This is a genomic window from Alteromonas antoniana, from assembly GCF_019249295.1.
Classification (GTDB): Bacteria; Pseudomonadota; Gammaproteobacteria; order Enterobacterales; family Alteromonadaceae; genus Alteromonas; species Alteromonas antoniana.
This window is the reverse complement of sequence record NZ_JAESDH010000015.1, coordinates 74,798-96,644: the sequence shown is the minus strand read 5'-3', so window position 1 is coordinate 96,644 and position 21,847 is coordinate 74,798. Positions and strand designations below refer to the sequence as shown.

22 protein-coding genes are annotated in these 21,847 nt (G+C 48.8%); 9 read left to right on the top strand and 13 right to left on the bottom strand.

Translation table 11 applies throughout. The features are described from left to right. Positions 1-2 precede the first annotated feature (2 nt). Both JKP77_RS13610 and JKP77_RS13605 read left to right on the top strand, forming a co-directional pair. The gene (locus JKP77_RS13610) at positions 3-713 is read left to right on the top strand and encodes a TIGR01621 family pseudouridine synthase (RefSeq protein ID WP_246601209.1); all 711 of its coding nucleotides are present in this window, start codon (positions 3-5) and stop codon (positions 711-713) included. Positions 714-723: 10 nt separating this feature from the next. Beyond that, a complete protein-coding gene (locus JKP77_RS13605; protein ID WP_218311706.1) occupies positions 724-1,620 on the top strand; it encodes a ketopantoate reductase family protein in 897 nt (298 codons plus the stop codon). Here the strand turns inward: JKP77_RS13605 and lysS are convergent. The 6 genes from lysS to JKP77_RS13575 form a co-directional block, all read right to left on the bottom strand. Continuing rightward, complete coding sequence (gene lysS, locus JKP77_RS13600; RefSeq protein WP_218311705.1) at positions 1,607-3,157, bottom strand: lysine--tRNA ligase; 1,551 nt, start codon at positions 3,155-3,157, stop codon at positions 1,607-1,609. The genes JKP77_RS13605 and lysS overlap by 14 nt on opposite strands. A gap of 24 nt (positions 3,158-3,181) precedes the next feature. After that, positions 3,182-4,280, bottom strand: a protein-coding gene (prfB, locus tag JKP77_RS13595; RefSeq protein WP_218311704.1) for a peptide chain release factor 2 whose coding sequence is annotated in 2 segments (ribosomal slippage) — positions 3,182-4,204 and positions 4,206-4,280 — 1,098 coding nt in all. Because the reading frame shifts where the segments join, the coding sequence is not laid out codon by codon here. Between the two features lie 375 nt (positions 4,281-4,655). Further along, positions 4,656-5,231, bottom strand: coding sequence for an NADPH-dependent FMN reductase (locus JKP77_RS13590; RefSeq protein WP_218311703.1), 576 nt, complete (start codon positions 5,229-5,231; stop codon positions 4,656-4,658). Positions 5,232-5,362: 131 nt separating this feature from the next. Then, complete coding sequence (gene argS / locus JKP77_RS13585) at positions 5,363-7,093, bottom strand: arginine--tRNA ligase (RefSeq protein ID WP_218311702.1); 1,731 nt, start codon at positions 7,091-7,093, stop codon at positions 5,363-5,365. Between the two features lie 14 nt (positions 7,094-7,107). Further along, on the bottom strand, positions 7,108-8,697 hold the full coding sequence (gene prfC / locus JKP77_RS13580) for a peptide chain release factor 3 (protein ID WP_218311701.1): 1,590 nt from the start codon (positions 8,695-8,697) through the stop codon (positions 7,108-7,110). A 256-nt stretch (positions 8,698-8,953) separates the two neighbouring features. After that, entirely contained in the window at positions 8,954-9,601 is a 648-nt protein-coding gene (locus tag JKP77_RS13575; RefSeq protein ID WP_000854920.1) for a LexA family protein, read from the bottom strand. 117 nt (positions 9,602-9,718) lie between these two features. Between JKP77_RS13575 and JKP77_RS13570 the strand changes: the two genes are divergently transcribed. From JKP77_RS13570 to eexR, 7 genes are read left to right on the top strand one after another with little or no spacing between them, the layout of a single operon-like run. Further along, the gene (locus JKP77_RS13570) at positions 9,719-9,970 is read left to right on the top strand and encodes a helix-turn-helix domain-containing protein (RefSeq protein WP_024015942.1); all 252 of its coding nucleotides are present in this window, start codon (positions 9,719-9,721) and stop codon (positions 9,968-9,970) included. A gap of 55 nt (positions 9,971-10,025) precedes the next feature. Then, positions 10,026-10,895, top strand: a complete 870-nt coding sequence (locus JKP77_RS13565) for a hypothetical protein (protein WP_040132807.1) — start codon at positions 10,026-10,028, stop codon at positions 10,893-10,895. Beyond that, positions 10,882-11,544 (top strand): DUF6475 domain-containing protein, encoded by a 663-nt coding sequence (locus JKP77_RS13560; RefSeq protein ID WP_007105460.1) that lies wholly within the window; start codon positions 10,882-10,884, stop codon positions 11,542-11,544. Before JKP77_RS13565 ends, JKP77_RS13560 begins: the two co-directional genes overlap by 14 nt. Beyond that, positions 11,531-12,079 (top strand): lytic transglycosylase domain-containing protein, encoded by a 549-nt coding sequence (locus JKP77_RS13555; RefSeq protein ID WP_040132806.1) that lies wholly within the window; start codon positions 11,531-11,533, stop codon positions 12,077-12,079. Before JKP77_RS13560 ends, JKP77_RS13555 begins: the two co-directional genes overlap by 14 nt. Next, positions 12,076-12,375 carry a flagellar transcriptional regulator FlhD gene (locus JKP77_RS13550; protein WP_000210563.1) on the top strand — a complete coding sequence of 100 codons (300 nt, stop codon included), beginning with the start codon at positions 12,076-12,078 and terminating at the stop codon, positions 12,373-12,375. The genes JKP77_RS13555 and JKP77_RS13550 overlap by 4 nt, the downstream gene beginning before the upstream one ends. Continuing rightward, positions 12,372-12,905, top strand: a complete 534-nt coding sequence (locus JKP77_RS13545; RefSeq protein WP_000566752.1) for a FlhC family transcriptional regulator — start codon at positions 12,372-12,374, stop codon at positions 12,903-12,905. Before JKP77_RS13550 ends, JKP77_RS13545 begins: the two co-directional genes overlap by 4 nt. Positions 12,906-12,959: 54 nt before the next feature. After that, entirely contained in the window at positions 12,960-13,391 is a 432-nt protein-coding gene (eexR, locus tag JKP77_RS13540; RefSeq protein ID WP_040132805.1) for an entry exclusion protein EexR, read from the top strand. A gap of 105 nt (positions 13,392-13,496) precedes the next feature. On the opposite strand, the gene merA is transcribed toward eexR, so the two are convergent. The 7 genes from merA to JKP77_RS13505 form a co-directional block, all read right to left on the bottom strand. Further along, on the bottom strand, positions 13,497-15,170 hold the full coding sequence (merA, locus tag JKP77_RS13535) for a mercury(II) reductase (protein WP_028867977.1): 1,674 nt from the start codon (positions 15,168-15,170) through the stop codon (positions 13,497-13,499). 37 nt (positions 15,171-15,207) lie between these two features. Next, positions 15,208-15,621, bottom strand: coding sequence for an organomercurial transporter MerC (gene merC / locus JKP77_RS13530; RefSeq protein WP_154622165.1), 414 nt, complete (start codon positions 15,619-15,621; stop codon positions 15,208-15,210). A 9-nt stretch (positions 15,622-15,630) separates the two neighbouring features. Then, entirely contained in the window at positions 15,631-15,906 is a 276-nt protein-coding gene (gene merP / locus JKP77_RS13525) for a mercury resistance system periplasmic binding protein MerP (RefSeq protein WP_028867975.1), read from the bottom strand. 59 nt (positions 15,907-15,965) lie between these two features. Next, positions 15,966-16,313, bottom strand: a complete 348-nt coding sequence (locus tag JKP77_RS13520) for a mercuric transporter MerT family protein (protein ID WP_028867974.1) — start codon at positions 16,311-16,313, stop codon at positions 15,966-15,968. A gap of 84 nt (positions 16,314-16,397) precedes the next feature. Further along, positions 16,398-16,787 (bottom strand): Hg(II)-responsive transcriptional regulator, encoded by a 390-nt coding sequence (gene merR, locus JKP77_RS13515; RefSeq protein ID WP_028867973.1) that lies wholly within the window; start codon positions 16,785-16,787, stop codon positions 16,398-16,400. Between the two features lie 97 nt (positions 16,788-16,884). Beyond that, on the bottom strand, positions 16,885-20,454 hold the full coding sequence (locus JKP77_RS13510) for a conjugal transfer protein TraG N-terminal domain-containing protein (protein ID WP_109247963.1): 3,570 nt from the start codon (positions 20,452-20,454) through the stop codon (positions 16,885-16,887). Between the two features lie 3 nt (positions 20,455-20,457). Next, a complete protein-coding gene (locus JKP77_RS13505) occupies positions 20,458-21,846 on the bottom strand; it encodes a conjugal transfer protein TraH (protein ID WP_024023020.1) in 1,389 nt (462 codons plus the stop codon). Position 21,847 lies beyond the last annotated feature (1 nt).

The following is a 21,847-nucleotide window of genomic DNA, read 5'->3' as shown; positions in this document are numbered from 1 at the left end:
GTATGTTGCACCCTGTCCGCATCCTGCGAGAGGACCCGGATTTTCTGATCGTTGCCAAGCCTACCGGCATGGCCATGCATGATGCTGACGAAGGCATTGTCACAGCGGTGAAAGCGATAAGCGGCGACAGCCAGCTTCATCTCTGCCATCGACTTGATACCGTGACTTCCGGCGTGATTTGTCTGGCCCGAAATGCCCGCACAGCTGCGTCTGTGAGCGCACAATTCGCTAATCGCGAAGTGCAGAAATTCTACCTTGCAGTGACTGATAAAAAGCCGAAAAAAAAGCAGGGAACCGTGTCTGGTGATATGCAAAACCGCCGTAGGGGGCAGCATATTCTGTTAAAAAGTCAGACTAACCTGGCAGTCACTCAATTCTTCTCCGGCAGTATCGCACCAGGGTTACGAGGCATTGTGGTGCGCCCACTGACAGGCAAAACGCATCAGATTCGGGTAGCGCTGAAAAGCCTTTGCTCTCCTATCCTCGGAGACTCGCTTTACGGTGGCACACAGTCAGACCGCACCTATTTACACGCCTGGCGTCTGAGTTTTATGCACAACGGAAAACGCATCACAACACAATGCCCACCTGCAGAGGGCGAGCATTTCGCAACGCAGGCGTTTGCCCTGTGGCTTGATAGTCTGGGGGATCCCGCTAAGATGAACTGGCCAGCGTACGCTTTCCCGGCCCCGTCGTCACCTGATACCCGCTAGGTCACGAATAATGACGCTCAATATTCTCGGCACCGGCGCTATAGGTTCAGCGATCGCGGCTGGCGCAGCGAAGCACAACATCCCCTACAGAGTATTCTCACGGAGTCCCGCTGCAGCGGTGACAGTGATCGATCAACAAGATCAGCAAATCATGCTTAACACACCGTTATCGCAACCAGTAAAACTGGATAGCAGCGATGTGTTGATTGTGCCACTAAAGGCCCACCAGATAGCGTCGGCCCTGCAGCAATGGCAACCTTTCGTTTGTGTGCACACGCCTGTCGTATTGATGCACAACGGCATGGGAGGCGCTGAAACAGCACGCCATACTCTGCCCGATAATCCGGTATTTTTGGCCACCACCAGAATGGGGGCGTTAAAACATTCAGAAAATCACGTCCGGATCACAGGTCGCGGTACCACAGATATCGGTTCTATCAGCCCGGATATCGGCCCACTCACCGCGATTCAGGAGCAGGTGCTGTCATCGCTGCGGCACTGTCTGCAGGATGTGGTCTGGCACGCAGATATTTATCCGTCTCTGTGGCACAAACTGAGCATAAATGCCGTCATAAACCCACTGACAGCGCTCAATGACATACCTAATGGAACATTGCTTAATGGCCGTTTCGATAGTCAGATAGATGAGATATGTCATGAAACTGCGGCGGTCATGCGCGCATCAGGTATACCTGCCGATGCAAAAGCATTAGTGTCGCGCGTGCGGGACGTCGCAGCAGCAACCGCCGCCAATTATTCAAGCATGCATCAGGATGTGGTACATCACCGGCAAACCGAAATTGACGCCATTAACGGCTACATCGTGTTGCAGGCAAAGAAAAAGGGCATTGCGGTTCCCCACAATGCCCTTTTAGTAGAACAAGTAACCTCGCTTACTCAGCGTTAGGTTTTTCCTGCGGCTTCATGTGCGGGAACAGGATAACGTCTTTGATGGTCGGGCTGTCTGTAAACAGCATCGCCAGACGGTCAATACCAATCCCCTCACCCGCTGTTGGCGGCAAGCCGTATTCCAGTGCACGAATATAGTCATCATCAAAATGCATGGCTTCGTCATCACCGGCGTCTTTCTCTTCTACCTGCTTACGGAAACGTTCAGCCTGATCTTCCGGATCGTTTAGCTCAGAGAAACCGTTGGCAATCTCACGACCACCTACGAAGAACTCAAAACGGTCAGTGATGAACGGGTTGTCGTCGTTGCGGCGTGCCAGTGGCGATACTTCCCACGGATATTCAGTAATAAAGGTAGGCTGCTCCAGCTTCTCTTCCGCAGTGGCTTCAAAGATTTCACACAGATACTTACCTGCGCCCCAGATGCCATCAACTTCCGGCTCTTTGATATGCAGCTGTTTCGCCATGGCTTTTAGCTCATCAAGGTGCGCTTCCGGATCGCGGATAGCAGCCTCATTAGCCTCTGGCCAGTATTTGAGGATCGCATCACCCATGCTCAGGCGCTCAAACGGCTGCCCGAAGTCATAATGCTTTTCTTCGGTGACGTTACCTTCTGAATCACGCACGGTATTTACCAGCGTGGTGGTACCCAGAATATCTTCTGCCAGTGTGCGCAGCATGTCTTCAGTCAGGTTCATCAGATCATTGTAATCTGCATAGGCCTGATAGAATTCCAGCATGGTAAATTCGGGATTGTGACGGGTTGATAAGCCTTCATTACGGAAGTTACGGTTTATTTCAAACACACGCTCAAACCCACCCACAACCAGACGCTTAAGATACAGCTCTGGAGCAATACGCAGGTACATATCGATGTCCATGGCATTGTGGTGCGTGGTAAACGGTTTGGCTGTCGCCCCACCTGGGATCACCTGCAACATCGGCGTTTCGACTTCCAGATAGTTGCGCGTAGTCAGATACTGACGAATACCGTTGATGATGCGGCTTCGTACCATAAAGGTGTTGCGCGTTTGCTCACTGGTGATCAGATCCACATAACGCTGGCGGTACTTGGTTTCCTGGTCAGAAAGACCATGGAATTTTTCCGGCAGCGGACGCAGTGCTTTGGTCAGCAGCTGATACTCTTCCATGTTGACGTACAGATCGCCCTTACCGGATTTATGCAGTGCCCCAGACACCCCAATAATGTCACCAATATCCAGTGCACCGTACTTGGCTTTTATGTCTTTCTGAACCTCTTTGGCAGCATAGGCCTGAATGCGGCCAGTCATATCCTGTAGCAACAGGAACGGGCCACGCTTAGCCATTACGCGGCCAGCAATGCTTACCTTATGGTCTTTTTCCTGCAGCGTTTCTTTATCCAGTTCACCAAATTCAGCCTGTAGCTCTTCGGCATAGTTCTCGCGGCGGAAAGCATTCGGGAAGCCGTTAGCACGGCATTGTTCACGAATGGCGCTCAGTTTCGCCCGGCGCTCAGCAATTAATTTATTTTCGTCTGTTTGTTGGTCGGTCATAACCTGTCACTTGCTAATGTTCGTTTACAGACCTGATTTCAGGCTGGCTTCAATGAATTTATCCAGGTCGCCATCCAGCACGGCCTGCGTATTGCGGGTTTCTACCCCGGTGCGCAAATCTTTAATGCGGGAATCATCCAGAACGTAAGAGCGGATCTGGCTTCCCCAGCCAATATCAGATTTGTTGTCTTCCATCGCTTGTTTCTCAGCGTTCTGCTTCTGAAGCTCAAACTCATACAGTTTGGCTTTCAGCTGCTTCATCGCCTGATCTTTGTTTTTATGCTGTGAGCGGTCGTTCTGACACTGCACGACGATGCCGGTTGGCTCGTGCGTGATACGAACCGCTGAGTCCGTCCGGTTTACGTGCTGCCCACCCGCACCCGAAGCACGGTAGGTGTCGATGCGCAAATCTGACGGATCGATATCAATCTCAATGTCATCATCCACTTCAGGATAGACAAAGGCGGAAGAAAACGAGGTATGACGGCGGTTCCCTGAGTCGAAAGGTGACTTGCGAACCAGGCGGTGGACGCCGGTCTCCGTGCGCAACCAACCGAAGGCATATTCACCCTGTAAGCGAATCGTAGCACTTTTGATACCGGCCACATCACCATCAGAGACTTCAATTAACTCGGTTTTAAAGCCATGCGCCTCGCCCCAGCGAAGGTACATGCGAAGAAGCATATTCGCCCAGTCCTGCGCTTCGGTGCCGCCAGAACCTGCCTGCAAATCAATATAGCAATCGCAGGTGTCATTCGGACCTGAGAACATGCGACGAAACTCTAAGGTCTCCAGCTGCGCAATCAGGCCTTCCATTTCTTTTTTGGCTTCTTCGAAGGTTTCTTCGTCTTCAGCCTCAACCGCCAGCTCTACCAGGCCTTCAACGTCTTCAGTTCCCTGATCAAGATTCTGGATGGTTTCTACCACCTGTTCCAGGGCAACTTTTTCTTTGCCTAACGCCTGTGCGCGTTCCGGCTCATTCCAGACCTCAGGGCTTTCCAGCTCGCGGTTAACTTCTTCTAATCGCTCTGACTTTGTATCAAAGTCAAAGATACCCCCTAAGCGCATCGGTGCGCTCACGGATGTCTTTCAATGCATTGTATACGGGATTGGTTTCAAACATATGCGTGTTCAATGACCCTTAGTTCATCGCATGCGGTCTCATGCTAACGGCGACTTTCCCTGCCCGGAACTCACGTTCGCAGAGTTCTGGCTGCGAAAAAATCGCAAATCAGAAGCAATCCGTTTGCAGCATGCGGTACAAATAATATAAGACCGCGGATAGTAACGAATTTACGGCAATTTTGATAGCGTGGAGAGACAGAAAGGATAAGAAATTAAGCGGATACCATGACTGACTTATACTGAAGGCGCAGCCCATAGTTAGCCTGTTTCCCTTTCAGGCTTGTTCGGCTGATTGCAGTCAGCGTTATGTAAAACAATCACTGACCGCATCTACCTTGTATCTTTAATCCGCAACGATGTGCGGTAAGCTCACTCAGGACGCGTTGATTTTCGCGGCCAGCTCTGCGGTTTCTTTTCCCAGCGATTTAAGCTGCTTGATGGTTTTTTCATCGCTAACTGCGCCATTGTCATCCAGCAGCGTACTGACTTTAGCCACGGCGCGTTGAGTGGGCAGCACCATGGTCCCCAGATTTTCCAGCAACATCCGAAGCACAACCAGCACACGCATACCACCCAGTCCACCAGCGGATGCCGCCATGATCCCTGCCACTTTGCCCTTATAAGCGCCAAGCACTTTTTCATCGCCCGCTTTTCTGGATGCCCAGTCGATGGCATTTTTCAGCAATGCCGGATAGCTGGAGTTATATTCTGGTGACGCAATCAGAAAGCCATCGTGAGAAATCAGCAATTCTTTGAAAGCCTGTGCTCGCTCAGGAATACCGAACTCCGCTTCTTCGTCTTCATTGAAAATAGGCATCGCATAATCTGCCAGCGATATCATGGTGACTTCAGCCCCCGCCTCTCTGGCCCCTTCTGCAGCGACATCGAGGATCGCCTGATTATACGAGTTCTTACGGGTACTGCCTGCAAAGGCCAGAAGTTTTGCCATGTTGTGCTCCAATAGTTTTTAATTTATCCCGTGCTGTTAGCTATCCGAAGTCAGAAGCAAACAGACGACAAAATGAATACAAACAAAAAAGGCAGTGTATTAGCACTGCCTTTTTAACGGTACGGTGACTGTTACATTTTTTCCAGTGTTTCGATACCCAGTAACGATAAGCCCTGTTCCAGTGTTCTGGAAACCAGTGCTGACAGTGCCAGACGGCTCTCCCGGGTTTTCTGCTCCGTGCCTTCTTTTAAGATAGGGCAGGCCTCATAAAATGACATAAATGCGCTTGCCACATCATACAGATAAGTACACAGCACGTGTGGTGTTGCATCACGGGATACCACGCCAACCACTTCCTCAAACTGCATCAGCAACACGGCAAGGTGATGCTCCTGTTTTTCGGTAAGCGTGATTTCACCCGGTAAAGTCGCCAGTGATACCCCGGCTTTGCGGAAAATACTTTTTACCCGCGTGTAGGCGTATTGCAGATAAGGCGCCGTATTGCCTTCAAAGCTCAGCATGGAATCCCAGCTAAACATATAGTCGGTAGTACGGTTCTTGCTGAGATCTGCATATTTCACGGCACCAATGCCCACTTTACGCGCGACTTCTTTAAGCTCGTCGCCACTTAAGTCGGTATCCCGCTGCGTGATCAGATTTGTCGCGCGCTCTACCGCTTCGTCCAGCAGTTCAGCCAGTTTGACTGTACCGCCAGAGCGGGTTTTAAACGGTTTGCCGTCGCTGCCTAACATCATGCCGAACGGGCAATGCTCATAGGTTTGCTCCGGCTTCATAAAGCCAGCCTTACGACCTACGATTTCAGTTTGTTTAAAGTGCAGCGCCTGACGGGCATCAGTCAGAATCAGTGTACGGTCAGCATTCAACTTCCCGCTTCGGTAGCGCATTGCCGCCAGGTCAGTCGTCGCATACAGGTAGCCGCCACCGGACTTCTGTACGATGTACACCGCAGGGTTACCTTCTTTGTCGGCAAGCTCAGGAATAAACACCACTTGCGCGCCCTGATCTTCCACCGCAATGCCTTTTTCTTTCAGGTCGGCCACCACGTTCGCCAGGTCAGCGTTATACGCCGACTCGCCCATGATGTCTTTGCGGGTCAGGCTCACATTCAGCTTTTCATACACTTCTTCAGAGTGCGCGATTGAGATATCGATAAACCGTTCCCATAACGCCAGGCATTGTGCATCGCCACCCTGCAGTTTAACCACGTATTCACGGGCGCGATCTGCAAAGCCTTCTTCTTCGTCGAAGCGGACTTTCGCTTCACGGTAGAAGTCTTCCAGATCAGACAATGCGGTTTCCGCCACTTCTTCCTGAAGTTTGTCAGACAGGTGCGCCAACAGCATACCAAACTGGGTGCCCCAGTCGCCCATGTGGTTCTGGCGAATAACGTTGTGGCCAAGAAACTCCAGCACTTTTACTACCGAATCACCAATAATGGTGGTACGCAAATGGCCTACGTGCATTTCTTTAGCAAGGTTCGGAGAGGAATAGTCCACAACCACATTTTGTTGCGGCGCTTTAGCGATGCCTAAACGCGGATCATGCAGCGCCAGCTCACACTGGTTCGCCAGCCAGGCGTCTTTTAAATGGATATTGATGAAACCCGGACCGGCAATTTCCAGCTTCTGGGCCACATCACCGAGCGTTACCGCATCGAGGATTTTCTCAGCGATGTCGCGCGGCTTCTGCTTCATTTTTTTGGCCAGTGCCATGGCGCCGTTGAACTGGTACTCACCAAATTCAGGGCGCGCGCTGCGCGTTACCGGTACCGGCGCGTCTTCAACGCCTAATGTCTCTAAAGCTTCGGTAAACCGGCTAACCAATAGTGCATGTATATTCATAGGTTGTCTTTGTCTTAATGTTCGCGCGTTTTCTTAAATTCGATGTCCGGATAGCGTTCCTGCGCCAGTTGCAGGTTCACCATGGTCGGTGCAATGTAAGTGAGGTTGTCGCCGCCATCCAATGCCAGATTTTGCTCAGCTTTTCGGCGGAACTCATCCAGTTTCTTTTCGCTGTCTGAGTACACCCAGCGCGCCGTGCTCACATTGATATGCTCGTACAGGGCATCCACATTATATTCTGCTTTCAGACGGGCAACCACCACATCAAACTGCAGTACCCCTACCGCCCCGACAATCAGGTCGTTATTTGCCATCGGCCGGAATACCTGAACCGCGCCTTCTTCGGAAAGCTGGATAAGGCCTTTCAGCAACTGCTTTTGTTTTAGTGGGTCGCGCAGGCGAATGCGTTTAAACAGCTCTGGCGCAAAGTTAGGGATACCGGTAAAGCGATAGTTTTCACCCGCCGTGAAGGTGTCACCGATACGGATTGTGCCATGGTTGTGCAGGCCGATAATATCGCCGGCATAGGCTTCTTCCAGCAACGAGCGGTCGCCCGCGAGAAAGGTCAGCGCATCGGAGATACGAATGTCCTTGCCAATGCGCGAGTGGCGCATCTTCATGCCTTTTTCATATTTACCCGACACGATTCGACAGAACGCAATGCGGTCCCGGTGTTTCGGATCCATATTCGCCTGGATTTTAAACACGAAGCCACTGAACTTGTCGCTGCTGGCGTCAATAGTGCCGTCTTCGGTTTCCCGTCCCTGCGGGGCTGGTGCCCACTCAATCATGCCGTCCAGCATGTGATCGACACCAAAGTTACCTAACGCGGTACCGAAAAATACCGGTGTAAGCTGTCCATCTATAAACAGTTCCTTGTCAAACTCGTTTGAGGCGCCACGAACCAACTCCAGTTCATCCCGCAATGTCTCCGCCAGATCGCCGCCAACCGCAGTATCAACGTCCGGATTATCCAGGCCTTTGATAATACGGACTTCCTGAATGGTGTGACCCTGACCGCTTTTATACAAAATCACTTCGTCACGGTACAGGTGATAAACGCCCTTGAAGCTTTTACCACAGCCAATTGGCCAGGTAATAGGGGCGCACAGGATATCCAGCTCTGTTTCAACTTCGTCAAGCAGTTCCATCGGGTCACGAATGTCGCGGTCCAGCTTGTTCATGAACGTCAGAATGGGAGTGTCGCGCAGACGGGTGACTTCCATCAACTTACGGGTGCGATCCTCAACCCCTTTTGCCGCATCAATCACCATCAGGCAAGAGTCAACAGCCGTCAGAGTACGGTAGGTATCTTCAGAAAAGTCCTCGTGTCCCGGTGTATCGAGCAGGTTCACCAGATGGTCGCTGTAGGGAAACTGCATTACCGAGGTGGTAACCGAGATCCCACGCTCTTTTTCCATTTCCATCCAGTCCGACTTGGCGTGCTGACCGGACTTTTTGCCCTTTACGGTTCCGGCAGTTTGTAGCGCGCGACCGAACAACAATACCTTCTCGGTGATCGTCGTTTTACCGGCGTCAGGGTGCGAGATGATAGCAAAGGTCCTTCGCTTATTGATTTCATTAAGAAAATCTTGGTTTGCCATGTATAAATTCTTTTAGTTTGTACACGGATTTGTACACACTTTTGGAAGTACTCTCTTTTCAGTTCTTCGCTTGTCAAATCCGTCGTGTTAATCGTAATTGGCCGCTATTTTCGCTGATCTTGACTTTATAAACAATCAATGGTTATCTAATCGGTTACCATTTACTCTCAGCGTGCACCAATGCTCAGTTGTAGCTGTTTGCAATCGTTGCTTCTTCAGCTAATGAACAACTGTGGCTAAACCACAAATTCCTTCGCTACCAGAAATCGATGATAGCTTGTCGTACTACACCGATGATGGTGCAGTTGCCGTTGATCGGTATTGCAGGGTATTGCGGGTTCAAAGGTTTTAGATACTTCTGTTCACCATCAATAACCAACTGCTTAAAGGTTGCTTCTTTCGAATCATCCAAACGCGCAACAACCAATGAACCTGAAGAGTAAGGTAACTCAGGATCAACAACGATCACTGCCCCCTCAGGTATGGATTTTTTTCCGCTTGGATTTTCCATACTGTCGCCTTTTACGCGAAGTGCGAAACAACCCTCATGTGCTTTCCCAGTGACTTCACGCCACTCCTCAGCATCTTCATGGGCAAATCCCTCCGCTATTTCAGTCCAATCACCGGCCTGAACCCAGTTAATGAGAGGAATTCTTCCCTTAATATCAGGCCCGACTTCTACATTACCGACCCCCAAGCCAATCTCGCCATCACCTGTGGCGAGCCAATGAGCATTCACGCGAAGCGCCTCCGCGATCTGCATGGTGTAACGAGACCTAGCCGATTTACCAGAGCAAATCTGGCTGATCGACTGCTGTTTGATACCAATGCGACGAGCCAACTCAGACTGAGTTACCCCAGTAAGCTGCAAGGCATGGTTTAGTCGTTCGGATAAAGTTTTCATAAGCCCGCATTCTACAAATAAAACTGTAGTCTTTCAACAATTTTAACTGTTGACTTATCTACAGTTTAAACTGTAACATTCAATCTTGTAACAGTTATTATTGTAACAGGAGACGGTATGGAAGTGTTCAAAACGACACAAAAACATCTCCGCCGTGCCATTGACTTGGTCGGCGGGCAATCAGCATTAGCAAGAGCCATCAACTCAAAACAGCAAAACGTCTGGTTTTGGTTGAATAAATCAGGGCGTGTTCCCGCTGAATTCGTTTTACCCATCGAACAAGCTACGCAAGGACAGGTAACCCGATCTCAGTTAAGACCGGACATCTATCCCGAATGCCCAAGCGAGCTGAAAGCCAGTAACCAGTAGGATTAAGGGCAAATAATGGTCAGCATTTTACGTAAACACAAAAGCGAGTTCCTCCATGCGTGATTATGGCAAGGTCTATACCCGCTTTTGGCTAAAGCAAAATGTTTTGTCCTGGAGTGACTCAGCGAAGTTGCTAGGACTGTATTTGCTTACATGCCCACATTGTAATTTGCTTGGCTGCTTTCGACTGCCGATTGGTTACGTTGCTTCTGACTTGAACTGGGATGAGCAACAGGTTGCCAAGACGTTAAGTGAGTTAGAACAAGATCAGTTCCTGATTCGTTGCGAGGGATCTGGTTGGACTTTGATTCGAAGCTTTCTGAAGCACAACCCAATCGAAAACCCAAACCAAGGTAAGGCAGCCTTTCGGTTGCTTAAAGATGTACCTGCCGACTTCATTGGTATGGCATCGCTTTTGAAATCTCTTGCCGCTTTTCAAGCTCGGCTACCAGAAGAATTTTCATCATTGTTTATGCCTGATGGCAACCCGGTAAGGGACTCTCAACGGTCGGATGACTCTGAGAGAAGCAATAAACCAACAGTTAAAACTGTTGACCACATACAGTTTGAAGACTTCTGGGATGTACAAATACGCAAAGAAAAAAAAGCGAAAGCCAAAGAAGAATGGCTACGCATGGGCCTCAATGAAGACCATGAACTCGCCTTGGAAGTGCTAACACGCTGGAAAGAGCAACGAGACAACCGATTACAGTATCAAGATCGGACTAAGACCCCTATGCCACATAACTGGCTTTTAAACCGGCAATGGGAAGACGAGTACGTTCGCATTGATGAAGTACAGCAATCATCGACGAGCCTAAAGGGCAGCAATCACCAATTGAATATTGAAGAAAGCAATCGCCGCATTGCTGAAAGCTGGGCCGGACCAGGTATTCGGGAGGTTCGTTCAAGTGCAGGAGGTTGATAAACGCGAGTTTGCTGAAGTTTGGGGAGCAGCTTGGGCCATGTATGGCAAAAGCGTATCACCACAATTGCTATCCATCGCATTTGAAGCCCTTCGTGCTTATAGCATTGAAGAAGTGCGAATCGGTCTGACTCGGCATATTCAATCACCGGATACTGGGCAATTTTTTCCAAAGCCCGCTGACGTCATCAAGCATATCGACGGCAACTCAGGTTCAAGAGCCATGGTTGCTTGGAACAAAGTTGACAAGGCTGTTCGTCAGGTTGGCGCTTGGACATCCGTGATGTTTGACGATGCGCTTATCCACCGCGTGATTTCAGACATGGGTGGATGGGTTGAACTCTGCAAGGTTGATGACAGGGAATACCCCTTTAAGCAAAAAGAGTTTTTAACACGCTACCAGGCTTACTTGCTACGGGACGAAGTGGGTGAATACCCAAGGCTATTACAGGGTATTGCAGACCATCAGAACCAGCAAAAAGGATTTGATATGCAAGCGCCTGTTGCCGTAGGCGACTGGTCAAAAGCGGCACAAGTTTATACGAGAGGCATCGCCGACTTTAGCGCAGTGCCATTAAAAAGAATAAGCCCGAAAGCCATTCAGGCGCTTCTCGGAAATCAATTAGAGGACAAAAATGAAAACGATTAAAGCAAAAACCATTGCCCTAGTGATAGCCATGTCCGCAAGCACTTCAGTCTATGCGTTTCCGGGCTATCAGTGGGAAAAAGCAGCACAAAGCGTTGGTATTGATCCAGTCATGCTCTACGCCGTTGCCTTGGCTGAGTCGGCCTCACATCGTGGTCTCAACATGACCAGTCCATGGCCATACGCAATTCGCAATGGTTCAAACGCAACCTACGCCAAATCTAAGACAGAAGCAGAGCAACTGTTAAACCAGGCACTGCAAGAGACTGAAAAATATCAGCTCGATATTGGCCTTATGCAAATCAATTTGCATTGGCATGGGCATCGGGTGAGCTCAGCAGCGGAACTGCTAGACCCCATCACCAACCTTACGGTCGGCTCAAGTATTTTGGCCGAAGCAATCAAGTCTTCACCAAATGATTTAGAGCTTGGCATAGGCCGCTATCACAGTTGGAACGAAGATCGTGCACGCTGGTATGGGCAAAGAGTGCTTTCTATCTATCGCAATATTTTACATGAACTGGAGGTCCGTCAATGACAACCAATCAACAAGACTTCTATCAATTAAATTTGGCGTACCTACACGCAGCACGTGAATTGGCGCGCATTGATCCGCAAGAGGCGGTCTTGCGCTTTGGACTTACACGCGACGTGGTGGATGCACTGATTAATGCCGGTGTTGACGACCTGCAACGAGTGGCGACCTCATCATTCATGCTGTTTCAACCAAGGGGTAACCAAAGCCAACTGATTGAGATGGTGAAGAGCAAAGGTACAGGTATCCCAAGAATCGCTTATTTATTATCAACCCTAAACAACAAGGGGGATGCATGATTGATAACCTGTCCAAAAGTGAGCTGTTTACCCGAGCCTCGCTGCTTATTAAGTACGGATTTCGAACGACCATTATCGCGCTCGATACAGGTTTGCCAATCCACATTATCAGAAGGCTGCACAAAGAAGTGACTGGCAAGTCACCTTGTCCTGGTCAATTGCCAGAATCTGATGCCATCGTTAAAAGCAGAAGAGCCCTAGTTGAAGGCTCCCTGCTGATGGCGCTTTATGTCAATATTGGTGGTGATAATGTCTACAAGAAATTAAATATCGATGCTTTGATGAAGGCTTACGATGCGTACTTGGTTGCAAGAGAAGAGGCAGATCTTCCAGCTGAGATCCCCTGGAAAAAACTGACCATCAATGAAGGTTGGGTTCTAGCTCGTGATTTAAGATCACAGCTTGCATCCTTACACCGGTGTCGATGCGGCAGTCTGTATTTGACGGTATCTCAACAGCGCATTCAGCTTAAATGTCCTGTGTGTGAGATTATGGCCGAGCAAACCACTAGAGCACTTTTTGAGAACTAACATGCTGATGCATGATTTGATTGTGCACCGCCCGTGCACTTTGAGAGTACTAAGATGATAAAATTACTTAAATCTTTACCAGCACGCTGCTGGTTTATATCACTGGGGCTTTTTCTGGCGACTTTGGCTGCGGCTCATTTTTTTCCCTCAGAAATATTAACGGCATCTGCCAAGTTAGCGGCTTTGCCATTTCTGATTTGCACCGTCGTTTTTTTCAGCTACTTGGGATTCAAAGCGACCTGTAATCCCATCGGACTTATAGCCATCATCACTATGCTTGTAGCAATCGCATATTGGCAAGCGAGTTGGACAATTTTATGTGTCGGTTTAGCCTTCTTAGGCTTAAGCGGACTAATCCATTTATTTCAAAGACAACTGAAAGATACCGGTCGAGAACTAAGCCTGAGCGAAAAAAAATATTGGTACTGGGTAAACGAATTTGCAGATGGTCGCTCATCTATCCTCCCTAAAAAAACAAGGTCATAGTAAATTGACTGCTTTTTTACTTATACTCAAAAAATTGATTGGCACTTTCGTACTACGAATGAAAAATGCCATTTCCATCAATGAATACGGATCAACTCAAGTTCGTTACCCAGCACAACAGGACAGTTCTTTGACATCCTTGTTAAAGGTTTGGGCGCAGAGCTTCAAACCCTCCACCATAGTCAGGTAAGGGAAAAGCTGGTCGGCTAATTCCGTCACCGTCATACGGTTGCGGATCGCCAGCGCCGCACTCTGGATCAGTTCTCCACCTTCATGCGCCAGAATCTGCGCCCCGATCAGGCGGCCAGTGGCTTTTTCCGTCACCAATTTGATAAAACCATCGGTCTCGAAATTCGCCAGTGCGCGCGGCACGTTCTCCATCTCCAATACACGACTGTCGGTTTCAATGTCTTGTGCGTTGGCTTGCTCTTCCGTGAGCCCAACAGTTGCCACCTGGGGATCGGTAAAAATCACTGCTGGCATGGTGGATAGATCCAGTTTGGCGTATCCGCCCGTCATGTTGATGCCGGAACGGCTACCGGCGGCCGCGGCGACATAGACGAATTGCGGCATGTTGCAGCAGTCTCCGGCGGCGTAAATACCGGGAACATTCGTTTCCATGCGTTCGTTAACAACGATTTCGCCCTTTTTGTTGGTCGTAACACCCACCGCGCCCAGATTGAGTTGGCAAGTATTGGCGTGTCGCCCGGTGCTTACCAGCAAACGATCGCAGCGTAGATCGCCCGCGTTAGTTTCCAATGTAAATTGGCTTCCATCGTGGGTCACCTTGGTAGCTTGCGTACTGTTTAATACTCGAATGCCTTCTTTTTCAAAACATCCGGTGAGTTTTTCACCGAGCAAGGGATCTTCCCGATAAAGCAATGTATGTCTTGCTAATATGGTGACTTCACTGCCTAAACGGCGATAAGCCTGGGCAATTTCCAGCGCTACAACCGACGAACCAATCACGACCAGGTGCTGCGGCAATTCCTGAGCAAACAGCGCTTCGGTAGAGGTCCAATAAGGTGTTTCAGTTAAACCATCAATAGGAGGAATGGTTGGCGTGGAGCCGGTAGCGATCAGGATTTTATCGGCGTGAACTGCCTGCTCGGTTCCATCATTTTTTCTGACTATCAGGGTGTTGGCATTTTTAAATTGCGCCCAACCTTTAAGTAAACTAAGCGCAGGATTTGTCTCCAGAATATTCTGGTACTTTGCCGCGCGCAGCTCTTCGACCCGAGCGGTCTGCTGCTGAGTCAACAAGGCTCGACTCAATTGGGGCGCATGATTTTCCAGTCCGGTAAAGGGATTATTGCGTTGCTGCTGAGCCAATTGAGCGGCGCGGATTAGAATTTTTGAGGGTACGCAGCCGACATTCACGCAACAGCCGCCAATCACATCGGCTCCCTCAATAAGAGTGACCTTGGCACCACCTTCAGCGGCTTTAATAGCGCAGGCAAAAGCGCCGGAACCCGTACCGATAATCGCCACATGTTGAGTTTGGTTGCTTTCAGTGTTGCTTGCATTTTCGTTGTCACAGCAGTCGTTCGGTGAAGTAATTTCTTTTGCAGTGCCAGTGGATTCTTTTGCGATATAACCGAGAGCTTCTATTGCTCCAATGAGAACGGTTACGCTGACCCCACCGTTCGTGGTGATCGTTGCTCTGGCGTTTTCATAAGATATTTCAACCTTATTAACGCCTTCGATCGCATCGAGTGCTTCTTTAACGTGGGCGACGCAACTTGGACAGGTCATCCCTTCTATCGATAGTAAGATCATTCGTTTTCCTCAAATAGTAGTCAGGCATTGCGTCGTGTTAAACAGCACAGCTGTCATCATCACAGCGTTTATTCGCCGGTGAAAAAATATCCCAAAGCGATACGGCAACCATCAGGCCTAATGCTGAATAGGTGACATAGCTGCTCCAGCCGTACTGGAAAAACGGATAGAGCGATAACAGCAATAAAATGGGGCCGGCCACACCCAGCGCACTACGGTGCCATTGCCGGTGGCTGAACCAGCCAAGTCCGTTGAGTACCAAGGCAATCCAGGCAAACAGGGGTAATAGCGTGCTAACAAACAGACCTTCCCATTGGCTGAGAAAACCCAGTCCTACCGCAGCGCCCAGACTGGCAATGGCCGGGAAACACATGGCGCATCCCATAGCAGAAACCAGCGCGCCCAATGAGCTAATCTTATCGCCGAACCGGGTCAGTAACCGTATTAGCATTTCTATGCTTTACTCCTTGAGCGTTGACGGATAACCCGCGTTAGTGGTGGCTTCGGTCAGTGCTTTTACCGTGGTTTTTTCGTCGTCGAAGGTGACCACCGCCAGTTTGGTCTTAAAGGTCACTTCGGCTTTACTGACGCCATCGACTTTTTGTAAGGCTTTTTCCACGGTAAAGGGACAGGTCACACAGTTCATGGTTGGGACTTCCAAAGTAACTGTTTTCGGGGCAGCTAAAGCGTTCAGGCTGGTCAGTACGAACAGGGACATTAGGGCGAGTGTTTTCATAATTTTCTCCAAGAGCAAGCCATAAAGATTTAATCAAAATAAAAGGTTAGAAATCGTCATCAGGCAAACCAGACAATCCAATAATTACTGGTGACTAAAACCAACGCAGTCAGTGCCGTTAACCAAAAGATCACCTGCCGACGTTTTCGCACTTGAGGAACTGCACAGGCGGTGCCTGGCTCACAGTCCTCGACGGGGCGATAGACCTTCCAGCCTGCGAAGCCAAATAAGGCTAAAACCAGCAGGATAAAAATGGGACGATAAGGTTCTAACAAGGTTAAATTACCAATCCAGGAGCCACTCACGCCTAGCAGCAACAAGACGAAAGGACCAGCGCAGCAAAGACCAGCGCCAATAGCGGCAATAACACCGCCGATGATTGGAAAGTTGGGATTACTTTTTGACATAACTCACTCTACTTATCGTACTTTAGTAAAACAAGCTTAAACCCCGTACCCAACTACGGAGTCAAGATAAAATTTGACTCATTATTAATCTTCAGGAAGTAGGGAATCAATAATGGGACAGTGGGATTGGTTAGTATTAGAATTACACTCATTCAATAATTCTGTGAGAACGGTTTCTAAGCGGCGAAGACCTGCTATTTTGGCTTTCACACTTGCAAGCTTGTGTAAAGTCATTTCTTGCACTTCTATACAGGGAGTGTCATTAAGGCTGAGTAAATTGGAGATTTCTTCCAAAGTGAACCCAAGATCTTGGGAACGTTTAATGAATTTTATTCGGTTTAATGTTGCCAAAGGATAAAGTCGGTAGCCTAGATGCGGTTTTTCAGGTTTTTCTATAAGACCACGTCGTTCGTAATAACGAACAGTCTCAACATTGATACTAGCTTGTTCGGCTAATTTTCCAATTGTGTACATGTGATATATTTCTCCGTATCTAAGTACGGAGAAATATATCCCTATCTACGTAATTAAGCCATAAAACTTCGTTAGCCTTGAGCTTCTACTCCTTGTTTTATTTATTTCCTGATGCCTGGTTATATGCCCTAATATCGATCAAGTTGTTCTGAGCATAATCTCCCGCAAGGGATGCATTTGAGATCACTGCAATCTGCTTATCCACAAATGCTTTATCTTCATCAGACACACTGTCAGAGATGTAAGCGCCACTCTCATCCTTTTGACGATACTCATTTAGCATTTGCTCCCTTAGACCAAGCATTTCAGGCGACCAACTCGATGAGTCTTCAGAATTGAAAACGCGCCCCGCCAAACCTTCATTGAAAGCTTGAGCGAAAACTTGACTTTGAATCGGGGTCAATCCCATTCTCTGCCCTTCGCTGTATGCTTCCTGTTTAAAATCATCAGCATACTGCTCTAGAAACTCACCATATCGATTGTTAACTGCCGCACCGAATGCCCCCGCCAACATGGCTTCAGACTTAGTGCCCCAGTTTACTTCGGAGGCATACTGCGAACTCGATCCACTGTATGCATCATTAAACGCCGTCAATGGGTTTTCCAAAGAGGTTCCTGCATCAACGGCGGCTTTTAAGCCATCCCAGGTTGATTTGCTGGCCACAGTAGCGTTGTGCAAGAAACCTCGTGAGCCAGGATCTTCAAGCGCTTGTTCTTTGTAACTCTCATAGTCTTCGCCAAAGTGATTCAGGGTATGCAGAGCTGCATCAGTATGCTTGCCACTGAAATCACCGATAGCACTGGCGCTGTTGAAGAACATTTCAGCACCTGAGACTCCGCTATCATCAGCCATAATGCGAGATCGCCACTGAGAGCCAGCTTCACTGTTGAGTCCAGATTGATAGGTACTTGTGTCAGAAGCTACGGCCTGCTGGGCTTGTTGCTGATGCGCATTCAGCTGTCCATCTACACCAGAAAGATTGGTTTGGTAAGCGGATTGAGCCGAATTGAACTGCGTTTGAACTGTTGCAGCATCCTCATAGCCTCCCAGAACACCGGATTCAACTTGGCTTTGAGTGCCACCAAAAGTAGGTGCAGTTGATGACAAGCCTTCATTAGAGCGTGGCTGAATAGATCGTAAATCGGCTCCGGTAGCCATGGCCATAACAGTCATTGCTGCTTGATAGTCATTGTCTCGTTCAGCGGGCGTCGAGGAGTTGCTATAGGTTAAAGACTCCATAGCTGCGGCCACATACGCCTGATTATCATCAGGTAGCAAGCGCTGATACATTGGAAGGTTTTCACGTAATCGGTTACCTGCTTCAACATGCTGGTTCATATAGCGACCTAAATAATCCATGACTTCAGGATTATCCGCTGCTAATCGAGTTAACGTCGCACCATCCGTGTTCCTTTGTCCTGATAGACTGTAGCTGGCCTGATCAAGCTCACTAAAGCGGTTTGATGCCGTGATAACGTCTTGTGCTGAACTCTGAAGTGACTGATAGTCTTGGTTAGACAACGACATTTCAACGCCAGAACGTCTTGAATCTGAAAGGTCCTTAACCATTGCATCGCGATACTCAGCACGTCGTGAATCACTCGATGCCAAGCTTTGCATCTCCCCAGTGAGCGTATTTGCGGTCGTAGATCGAGAACTGCCTTCTGACGACTCAACTTGGCCACTAAAGTTTCCACCTAAATCCAAGCCTGCTCGTAGCCGTGATATTTTTGGCACTCTTGAGGATTCAGGCTTATCGACTCCAGGCAAGTTACCTTGTGGGGAGTCATTCCCCCCTGTACCAAGTAATCTTCCCAAGAACCCTTTATCTGCTACTTCTTTATCACCGGTATTTGTAATGGTTCCATCTCCACCGACCCTTAGGCCTCCCGATAACACGCCCGATACCAAGCCACGTACAGCGTCTTTTTTATCGTCTCCGAAACCATACCGTGTTTGCAGGTCATCAGTAACCTGATTAACAACGGCGCTAGATGCGGAATTAGAAGAACCGATCTGACGTCCAACTGAAGACAGGTTGTCGTAACTTAGCTTTTCACCAAAGGTTCGACTCATGGTATTGCCAACCTGACGGCTAAAGGCTTGAGTTGCCTGAGTCATGGATTCTTTTGCAGAGCCGACCATTGAACCCACCGCATTTCCGACAGAGAAACTGCTAAGTAGGTTTGACGCGCCGGTCATAGCAGAACCAGTGAGGGCTGAATTTTGGAACATTGACTGTGATTGCATCACCGGGGCATTTTTCGCGACATCTGGACTTGCCATCTTTTCATCAATGGCATCACCGTTTTGAAGACGTCCAGCCAAGTGGGTTGCAGTTATTGCTGAGCCATACACGAGCATGAGCGAAATTGCCGGAACACTCGACGCCAACATGCCGCCAGTAGCTATCCAGGTTTGCAGCACTGAATCCATCTGCATCATCCCAGCAAAAGATGGCACTTCTGTACCTGCAAAGGCATCAAGAGCCGACATTTTCCCTGCAACGGTTAAATGAATATACAGGTTAATGATAGCCATGACAGGCATCCAAAGTTGAATCCAAAGCAGGATTAACAAGTACTTCCCAGCCATTCGCATCCCGATTTGGCCAAGGGCTATCACAAAGGCCATCAAAGGGGTGATGGCGTAAATGAAACCCTCAAAAAACGTCATCATCGGACGAACGATACTTTGGAAAAGAGTCTGCTCCGCCGCCCATTGTGTATTGCGCTGTTCAATCGCTTGATTAACCATAACGGCGGCGGTGAAAGCTTGATCATCCATATACTTGCCCGTCACGCTTTGCTCATAAATAGGCAAAAGCACTGACGCGGTCATGTACTCTTGGGTGTTAACCGAAGCCAAACCAAGGTTATTCAGTGCATTTCGGATCACGTCATCAGTGTCAGTGGCTGACGAAGTCCCCAATGAGGCTGACAGAACCTGTTTAAGCCTCGGAATGAAGGTTGATTCTGTCATGAGTTTCAGTTGGCTATAGGCATCGGTGCAGTCCAGATCGCTACTGCTACCACTGAGCATGATGCGTGTGCCATATATGCGCGAATCAAACCTAATCGCAGTCATCGGGTTAGGATCACTCAGCACCTGATCTAGGTTCTTTTGGCCGATGTCGATGCCAATCAAGGTGCATTCTTTGATGTAGTTAAACCACGATTGCTCGATATCTGAGCCACCGACACGATTTGCATCACCCAACCCCGAGCGATCCATCACCTGTTTTCTCACTTTAATCAGTGACTGTAAACTGGATGCAAAGCCGTATTCCGTCATGGCGGGAGTTGAGAACGCCGTTTCAAACAATCGCGTGATTTGAAAGCCGACAGTTGAAATCGTACTGCCTGCGGCAGCAACACCGATGGGCACATTATCAACCACTCGAACTTGTCCCGTGTACGCATCCTCAATGCTCACTCGGGTACTGGGTCCAAACATGGTTGCAAAGACTAACCATGAGACTAAAACGTGTTGAAAGTTAATGCCACGACCGCCTTGCATTAAGGCCTGAACAGAGACCATCAATACCCCAATGAGCAAGCCAATGCGAACCATTGAAGTAAAGTCGCCTGTACCAGTAATCATCGCGACAGCGTTCAAGACCTGCTCTAAAAATGCCGAATCCCCGATGGAATAGATCTCCCACATGACCTATTCCCCCAGTGCCGTAGATTTAACGGTGTAATAACGCTGTTTGCGAATGGTCTGAATCACCTGGTTAAAATGCGCCAGCAATTCTTGCTCTGAGCCGTATCTTCGCTGCAACGCAGCGTACTCCTCATTGATTTGGCGACGTGCACGTTCAAGGTCTTCCGTTAATAACTTCGCATAGGCATGATCTTCCACACCGGAGGTACTTCTAGCTGCATTGAGCATGTCTTCAACCAATGCTCGCGCCATCTCAACAGCAATAAATGGTGCCGTTCGTGAAGCAAACGACCTAGCGGCCCCTTCATTTAATGCAGAAAGTGTTCGAATCATGCCGCCAATGCTCGCAGGAGCCGATGTCATAAAAGCCTTTTCGGTGGTGCTAGCAGCTCCTGTATTTCGAGCAAACTTAAAAATAATGCCGTTACTGGAACCTGTACCAAGAAGTAAATTTTCTACTTGGGTTGATAACCCCGTCAGGGTCACGTTAGTGATTGTCGGATTCAGACAGCCGTCTTGTGTCACTGTGTCACATCGGTACATAGCGACGTTACCGCCGTGAATTAGATGCTCAATAGTCACTTTATTGCCATTCAGTCTGGTCAGTTTCGGGGCTTTACCTTGGCCATCAGCGGCATTAGCTAGATCACCAACAATGATCGAACCAGTCACCGACATAACTGCTTCAAGAAAACGGTCATCCCCCGATGCAAACCAGCTTGATGCCGAATGACGTTTCAGTGCTCGCCAAACCAAATTACCTTTAATCGTTCTGTTTACATCAGATGCCGCGACACTCGAAGCGTTCTCATATGGGTTCTTACCATTGGACTCACTCCAACTGGTAAAAATGTCCCCAGCCCCTTTAAGTGAGCTCAACATGCTGGCTTCTGTTTGCCCCTTTTTACCAAAAGCAGCCAGGGTATCGTTCACGACTCCCTGAGCCATTTGACAGGAATTACCAAAATACTCGTTCAACTGCTGGATTTTCTTTTGCAGTGTCTCCATGTGCTGAGAGCATTTCTCACACATAGCACTGAGCGCCAATTGGAATGCATACCCCTTGGCGTTTGCAGCAACAGAGCGAAGTAATTGAACAAACTGATCCGCGTTAACAAATGACAAACTTCCCGCGAACATATCAATGCCGCCACAACCGGCTTGGAATGACGGTGGCACCATAGAGACGAGGTTCTCGTTCATGATCCTGTTACGAACAACAACGCTTCCTCCAGATATAACGCCACGCCGCTGACTCTCGAATACACCAGGCGCAGTGGTGTTGGTCATTGAACCAAACAACTGGTTCATCTCCTGTTGCAAGCTTGCTTGGCTCATAGATGAAAAACCAATCGCACAGGCGATTAGCGATACTCGGATTACTTTTTTCATT